Source organism: Microbacterium sp. (genome assembly GCF_031178525.1).
Lineage (GTDB): Bacteria > Actinomycetota > Actinomycetes > Actinomycetales > Microbacteriaceae > Microbacterium.
In genome coordinates this window covers 1-6840 of the sequence record NZ_JAPSJA010000136.1, presented here as the reverse complement: position 1 = coordinate 6840, position 6840 = coordinate 1, and the positions used below count along the sequence as shown (strand labels likewise).

Here is a 6840-nt window from a genome sequence, read left to right as displayed (position 1 = left end):
CACTGATGCTGCTCGCCGACCTCACGGCCGGCGCGGTGGAGGATGCGGAGACCCGCAGGCTCTCGCGCCCCCTGGCAGAGGTCGAGAAGGCGGCGCTCGCTCAGGCGCCGGCGCGGGATGCGCTCGCAGCGCTCGCACCCGGGGACGCCGTGCGCATCATCGCCGAGGTCAAGCGCGCGAGTCCGTCGCGCGGCGACCTCGCCGCCATCCCGGATCCGGCTCATCAGGCGGGTCTGTATGAGCAGGGCGGCGCATCGGCGATCAGCGTGCTCACCGAGCAGCGTCGCTTCAAGGGCAGCCTCGACGACCTGACGGCGGTGCGCGCATCGGTCTCGCTGCCCGTCCTGCGCAAGGACTTCATCGCCACGCCGTACCAGGTGCTCGAGGCGCGGGCGGCGGGTGCCGATCTCGTGCTGCTGATCGTCGCGGCACTCGAGCAGCCGGTGCTGGCCGAGCTGTACGCGCTGATCCGCGAGCTCGGGATGACGCCGCTCGTCGAGACCCACTCGCCCGACGAGGTCGCCCGCGCCGCTGAACTGGGCGCCGAGCTGATCGGCGTGAACGCACGCGATCTGTCGACCTTCGAGCTCGATCGCGACCTGTTCGGGCGTCTGGCCGAGCGCATCCCGACGGGTGCGATCAAGGTCGCCGAGTCGGCGGTGCTGCAGCCCGCCGACGTCGCGCACTATCGCGCGGCGGGTGCCGACGCGGTGCTGATCGGCGAGGCGCTCGTGACGGGCGACCCCGTCGCCACCCTGACAGCCTTCCTGGACGCGGGCCAGGGCCGATTCCCGCAGGAGGAACGATGAGCGCCGCCACCACGAGCCTGCGCGACCAGCACGGACCCTTCTTCGGCGAGTTCGGCGGGCGCTACATGCCGGAGTCGCTCGTCGCCGCGATCGACGAGCTCGCCCGCGCGCACGCCAACGCGATCGCCGATCCGGAGTTCCGCGACGAGCTCGCGGGCCTGCTGGCGGACTATGCCGGACGCCCGTCCGCGCTCACCGAGGTGCCGCGCTTCGCCGAGCACGCCGGCGGCTCGCGCGTGTTCCTCAAGCGCGAAGACCTGAACCACACCGGCTCGCACAAGATCAACAACGTGCTGGGCCAGGCGCTGCTCACCAAGCGGCTCGGCAAGACCCGCGTGATCGCGGAGACGGGCGCGGGCCAGCACGGCGTGGCGACCGCGACGGCCGCTGCGCTGTTCGGCATGGAGTGCACGATCTACATGGGCGAGGTCGACACCGAGCGCCAGGCGCTCAACGTCGCCCGGATGCGCCTGCTCGGCGCGGAGGTCGTCCCCGTGACGACCGGATCGCGCACGCTCAAGGACGCCATCAACGAGGCGTACCGCGACTGGGTCGCGAGCGTCGAGACGACGAACTACATCTTCGGCACGGCGGCGGGCCCGCACCCCTTCCCGGCCATGGTGCGCGACTTCCAGAAGATCATCGGCGAGGAGGCGCGGGCGCAGCTCATCGAGCGCGCCGGTCGCCTGCCCGACGCGGTCTTCGCGTGCGTGGGCGGCGGCTCCAACGCGATCGGCATGTTCGACGCCTTCCTGGATGACGAGGACGTCAAGCTCTACGGCGTCGAGGCGGCCGGTGACGGCGTCGACACGCCGCGGCACGCCGCGTCGATCGAGCGCGGACGCCCGGGCGTTCTGCACGGATCGCGCACCTACGTGCTGCAGGACGAGGACGGTCAGACGGTCGAGTCGCACTCGATCTCGGCGGGACTCGATTACCCGGGCGTGGGTCCCGAGCACGCGTGGCTCGCGGACATCGGACGCGCCCAGTACATCCCCGCGACGGACGACGAGGCCATGCAGGCGCTTCGTCTGCTGAGCCGCACGGAGGGGATCATCCCCGCCATCGAGTCGGCGCACGCGCTGGCGGGCGCCCTCCGGATCGGACGCGAGCTCGGTCCGGACGCCGTGATCGCCATCTGCCTCTCGGGCCGCGGCGACAAGGACATGGACACCGCGGCGCGGTACTTCGAGCTGTACGACGATGCGGAGCAGGCCGAGTCGCACGGAACGCAGGGGGCCCAGGCATGAGTGCAGTCGAGGACGCGATCGCGAAGGCGCACGCCGAGGGACGCGGGGCGTTCGTCGGCTACCTGCCGGTCGGATTCCCGGATCTGCAGACGAGCATCGACGCGGCAGTCGCCCTCGCGGAGAACGGCGTCGACGTCATCGAGCTCGGTCCGCCCTACAGCGACCCGGTGATGGACGGGCCGCTGATCCAGGAGGCGACGCAGGCCGCGCTTGCCGCCGGCTACCGCACGAGCGACCTGTTCGTCGCGCTGCGCGAGATCACGGCGCGCACGGACGTGCCCGTGCTCGTGATGACGTACTGGAACCCGGTCGTGCAGTACGGCGTCGACCGCTACGCCGACGAGCTGAAGGCCGCCGGGGGAGCGGGCCTCATCACGCCCGACATCACGCCGGAGGCGGCTCCCGACTGGATCGCCGCGAGCGAGCGGACCGGACTGGACCGCGTGTTCCTCGCCGCCCCGACCTCGAGCGACGAGCGCCTCGAGCTCGTGATCCGCAACACGACCGGCTTCGTCTACACCGTCTCGACCATGGGCATCACGGGCGAGCGCGCGCAGCTCGACGCCGCAGCTCGCACGCTCGTCGAGCGGCTGCGTGCCCATGGCGCCGGTCGCGCCTGCGTCGGCATCGGCATCAGCACCGCGCAGCAGATCGCGGACGTCCTGCAGTACGCGGACGGCGCGATCGTCGGCACCGCGCTCGTGCGGGCGCTGCGCGACGGCGGCGTCGAGGGCCTCGCGTCGGTCACGCGCGAGCTGGCGTCGGGCACCGCACTCTCGCGCTGACCCCGCCCCCTCGAGCCGCCAAACCACATGGTGTGAACGAGACCACATGCTTCGCACCGGTCAAACCCTGTGGTTTCGTTCACACCACATGGTTTGGTCGCCGGATGTGAGACGGTCGCTGCTCGCACGACACTGACACAGACGATCGGCGACCGGCGTTCGACCGGCCGTTCCTGTTCACCGTCTCGCACGACGAGACGGGATGGCCGCTGTTCCTCGCGGCGATCCGCGATCCCCGTCACTGAACGCGTCCGGCAATACGCGTACGGCGAACTAGACTCGGGGTCATGCTGTCTTCCGCGCTCGCGTCCGCCGTGACGAGCATTCCCAGCCCGCCGATCAGCTACATCGACCTCGGCCCGCTGCGCATCCACTTCTACGCGCTGTGCATCATCGCGGGCATCATCGTCGCGACGCTGATGACGAACCACCGGCTCACGAAGCGCGGCGCCGAGCCGTGGGTCGTGATCGACATCGCGCTGCTCGCGGTGCCGCTCGCGATCATCGGCGCGCGCATCTTCCACGTCCTCACCCACCCCGGCTTCTACTTCGGCGAGGGCGCGGACATCTGGGCGGTGTTCCGGATCTGGGAGGGCGGCATCGCGATCTTCGGCGCGCTGATCGGCGGCGCCGTCGGCGCGTGGCTGGGCTGCCGCTGGACGGGAGTCCGCTTCTGGACCTTCGCCGACGCCCTGGCCCCGGGCCTGCTGCTCGCGCAGGCCATCGGCCGCTTCGGCAACTGGTTCAACCAGGAGCTGTTCGGCTGGCCCACCGATCTGCCGTGGGGCCTCGAGATCGACTCGGACAACGCGGCGATCCCGGCGGGACTGCCGGAGGGGACGCTGTTCCACCCGACGTTCCTGTACGAGGTCGTCTGGAACGTGATCGGCGTGGTCCTGCTGCTCTGGATCGGCCGCCGCCTCCGCCTGCAGTGGGGCCGCCTGTTCGCGCTCTACCTGATCTGGTACAGCGCCGGCCGAGTGGTGTGGGAGTCCATCCGCATCGACCCGAGCGAGATCTACTTCGGACTGCGCACGAACGTGTGGGCGTCGATCCTCGGCATCCTCGTCGGCATCGCGATCCTGATCGTGCAGCGCCGTCACCTCGGCCTGGAGCCCTCGCCGTACGCGCCGGGACGCAAGCGAAGCGACGACGACGCGCTACAATCAGAAGACCCCACCGACTTCGTCGACGTCAGCGAACCGCCTGCGTCAGAGGTCGATCACCACAAGGCCGCCGCCACAAGCACCGCCGCCGCGAACTAGCACTCACGCGTCCCGTATGACGCGGGACACGGCTTTCGCAGGCGCTTGCGGCGACGCTCCTCTGCAGCAGTACAGGGCCGATGTCGTCCCGGCTGAGCACCAACCTCAAGGACGGTAGGCATGGCATCCCGCCCCGTTTACGGCACCGCATCCTCGCTTCAGGGCTTCCCCGAGAAGCAGGGCATGTACAACCCCGCGTTCGAGAAGGACGCGTGCGGCCTCGCGATGGTCGCCACGCTGCGTGGCGAGCCGGGTCACGACATCGTCGACCTGGCCCTCACAGCGCTGCGCAACCTCGAGCACCGCGGCGCGATCGGCTCCGATGCGGGCACGGGTGACGGCGCCGGCATCCTGACGCAGATGCCCGACGCGTTCCTGCGTGCGGTCGCCGGGTTCGACCTGCCGCCGGTCGGCGAGTACGCCGCGGGCATGATCTTCCTGCCGCGCGAGGACGAGGCACGCGGGGCCATGAAGACCTCGATCGAGAGCATCGCGGCGAGCGAGGACATCACCGTGCTCGGCTGGCGCGAGGTTCCGACCGAGGACGAGCACCTCGGCAAGCTCGCGTACGACGCGCGCCCGGCGTTCGAGCAGCTGTTCGTGTCGGTCCCCGCGACGGCGGACGCCGCGGCCCAGTCGGGCATCGCGCTCGACCGCCGCGTGTACCGACTGCGCAAGCGCGCACAGCACGAGCTCGACGCGTACTTCGTGTCCCTGTCCAGCCGCACGCTCGGCTACAAGGGCATGGTCACGACCCTGCAGCTCGAGCCGTTCTACCCCGACCTGCAGGACGAGCGCTTCGTCACCGAGCTCGCGGTGGTGCACAGCCGGTACTCGACCAACACGTTCCCGTCGTGGCCGCTCGCGCAGCCCCTGCGCATGCTCGCGCACAACGGCGAGATCAACACGGTCGGCGGGAACCGCAACTGGATGCGCGCGCGTCAGTCGCAGCTCGCGTCCGACCTGCTGGGCGACATCCGCCCGCTGCTGCCGATCTGCGCCGAGGGCCAGAGCGACTCGGCCTCGTTCGACGAGGTGCTCGAGCTGCTGACGCTGACAGGCCGGAGCCTGCCGCACGCGATGCTCATGATGGTGCCCGAGGCGTACGAGAAGCAGCCGGACATGGATCCGGACGTGCGCGCCTTCTACGAGTACCACTCGCTGCAGATGGAGCCGTGGGACGGCCCCGCGTCGCTGATCTTCACGGACGGCACCGTCGTGGGCGGCATGCTCGACCGCAACGGCCTCCGTCCCGGACGCTGGACCGTCACGAAGGACGGCCTCGTCGTGATCGGCAGCGAGACGGGCGTGCTCGACTTCGCGCCCGAGCGCATCGAGCGCCGCGGCCGCCTGCTTCCTGGCCGCATGTTCGTCGTCGACACCGCGCAGGGCCGCATCATCAGCGACGACGAGGTCAAGCGCGAGCTCGCGGCCATGCACCCCTGGCAGGAGTGGCTCGACAAGGGCACGGTCCGGCTCGCCGACCTGCCCGAGCGCGAGCACATCGTGCACCCGATCGCCTCCATCAACCGGCGGCTGCGCACCTTCGGCTACACGGAGGAGGAGGTGCGGATCCTTCTCGCCCCGATGGGGCGCACGGGCGCGGAGCCGCTCGGCGCGATGGGCTCCGACACCCCGATCGCCGTGCTGAGCGACCGCCCGCGGCTGCTGTTCGACTACTTCACGCAGCAGTTCGCGCAGGTCACCAACCCTCCGCTCGACTCGATCCGCGAGGAGGTCGTCACCAGCCTCAAGCTCGGCCTCGGCCCCGAGGCGAACCTGCTCGACTGGGGCCCTGAGCACGCCCGCGCGGTCGGACTCGACTTCCCGGTGATCGACAACGACGAGCTCGCGAAGATCCAGCACATCCACGCGGCGCTGCCCGGGCGCTCCTCGGTCACGGTGCGCGGCCTGTACCGCGTGGCAGCCGGCCGCAAGGGCCTCGAGAAGCGCCTCGCCCAGATGTGCCGCGAGGTCGACAACGCGATCGAGGACGGCGTCGAGTTCGTCGTGCTGAGCGACCGCGACTCGAACCAGGATCTCGCTCCCATCCCCTCGCTGCTGATGCTCTCGGCGATCCACCACCACCTCATCCGCAACGAGACCCGCATGAAGGTCGGCCTGGTGGTCGAGGCGGGCGATGTGCGCGAGGTGCACCACGTCGCGACGCTGATCGGCTACGGCGCATCCGCCGTGAACCCCTACCTGGCGATGGAGACGGTCGAGAACCTCGTCCGCTCCGGTTCCATCCAGGGGGTCACGCCCGAGAAGGCCGTCAAGAACCTGATCTACGCGCTCGGCAAGGGCGTGCTGAAGATCATGTCGAAGATGGGCATCTCGACCGTTTCGTCGTACGCGGGCGCGCAGGTGTTCGAGGCCGTCGGCCTGTCGCAGGAGCTCATCGACGCGTACTTCACGGGCACGGAGAGCAAGCTCGGCGGAGTCGGTCTCGACGTGATCGCGGCGGAGAACGCCGCGCGGCACGCGTTCGCCTACCCGGAGGACCGCGCGCCCCGCTCCCACGAGCGCCTGTGGACCGGTGGCGAGTACCAGTGGCGCCGCGATGGGTCCCCGCACCTGTTCAGCCCGGAGACGGTGTTCCGGCTGCAGCACTCCACGCGCACGCGCCGCTACGACATCTTCCGCGAGTACACGAAGCTCGTCGACGACCAGGCGGCCGAGCTGAAGACGCTGCGCGGCCTGTTCCAGCTGCGCACCGACGTGCGCCCGC

Annotated in this window: 5 protein-coding genes; all 5 read left to right on the top strand. The window is 70.3% G+C overall.

What is annotated here, in order from left to right; genetic code table 11:
* The first annotated feature begins 8 nt into the window (after positions 1-8).
* Positions 9-809 carry an indole-3-glycerol phosphate synthase TrpC gene (trpC, locus tag RIF89_RS09470; RefSeq protein WP_309068872.1) on the top strand — a complete coding sequence of 267 codons (801 nt, stop codon included), beginning with the start codon at positions 9-11 and terminating at the stop codon, positions 807-809.
* Positions 806-2059, top strand: coding sequence for a tryptophan synthase subunit beta (gene trpB, locus RIF89_RS09465; RefSeq protein WP_309068871.1), 1254 nt, complete (start codon positions 806-808; stop codon positions 2057-2059). Before trpC ends, trpB begins: the two co-directional genes overlap by 4 nt.
* The gene (gene trpA / locus RIF89_RS09460) at positions 2056-2844 is read left to right on the top strand and encodes a tryptophan synthase subunit alpha (protein WP_309068870.1); all 789 of its coding nucleotides are present in this window, start codon (positions 2056-2058) and stop codon (positions 2842-2844) included. The genes trpB and trpA overlap by 4 nt, the downstream gene beginning before the upstream one ends.
* A gap of 287 nt (positions 2845-3131) precedes the next feature.
* Positions 3132-4109: a prolipoprotein diacylglyceryl transferase gene (gene lgt / locus RIF89_RS09455; protein ID WP_309068869.1), complete on the top strand. Its 978-nt coding sequence runs from the start codon at positions 3132-3134 to the stop codon at positions 4107-4109.
* Between the two features lie 120 nt (positions 4110-4229).
* On the top strand, positions 4230-6840 hold a 2611-nt coding region (locus RIF89_RS09450), incomplete at its 3' end, for a glutamate synthase central domain-containing protein (protein WP_309068868.1).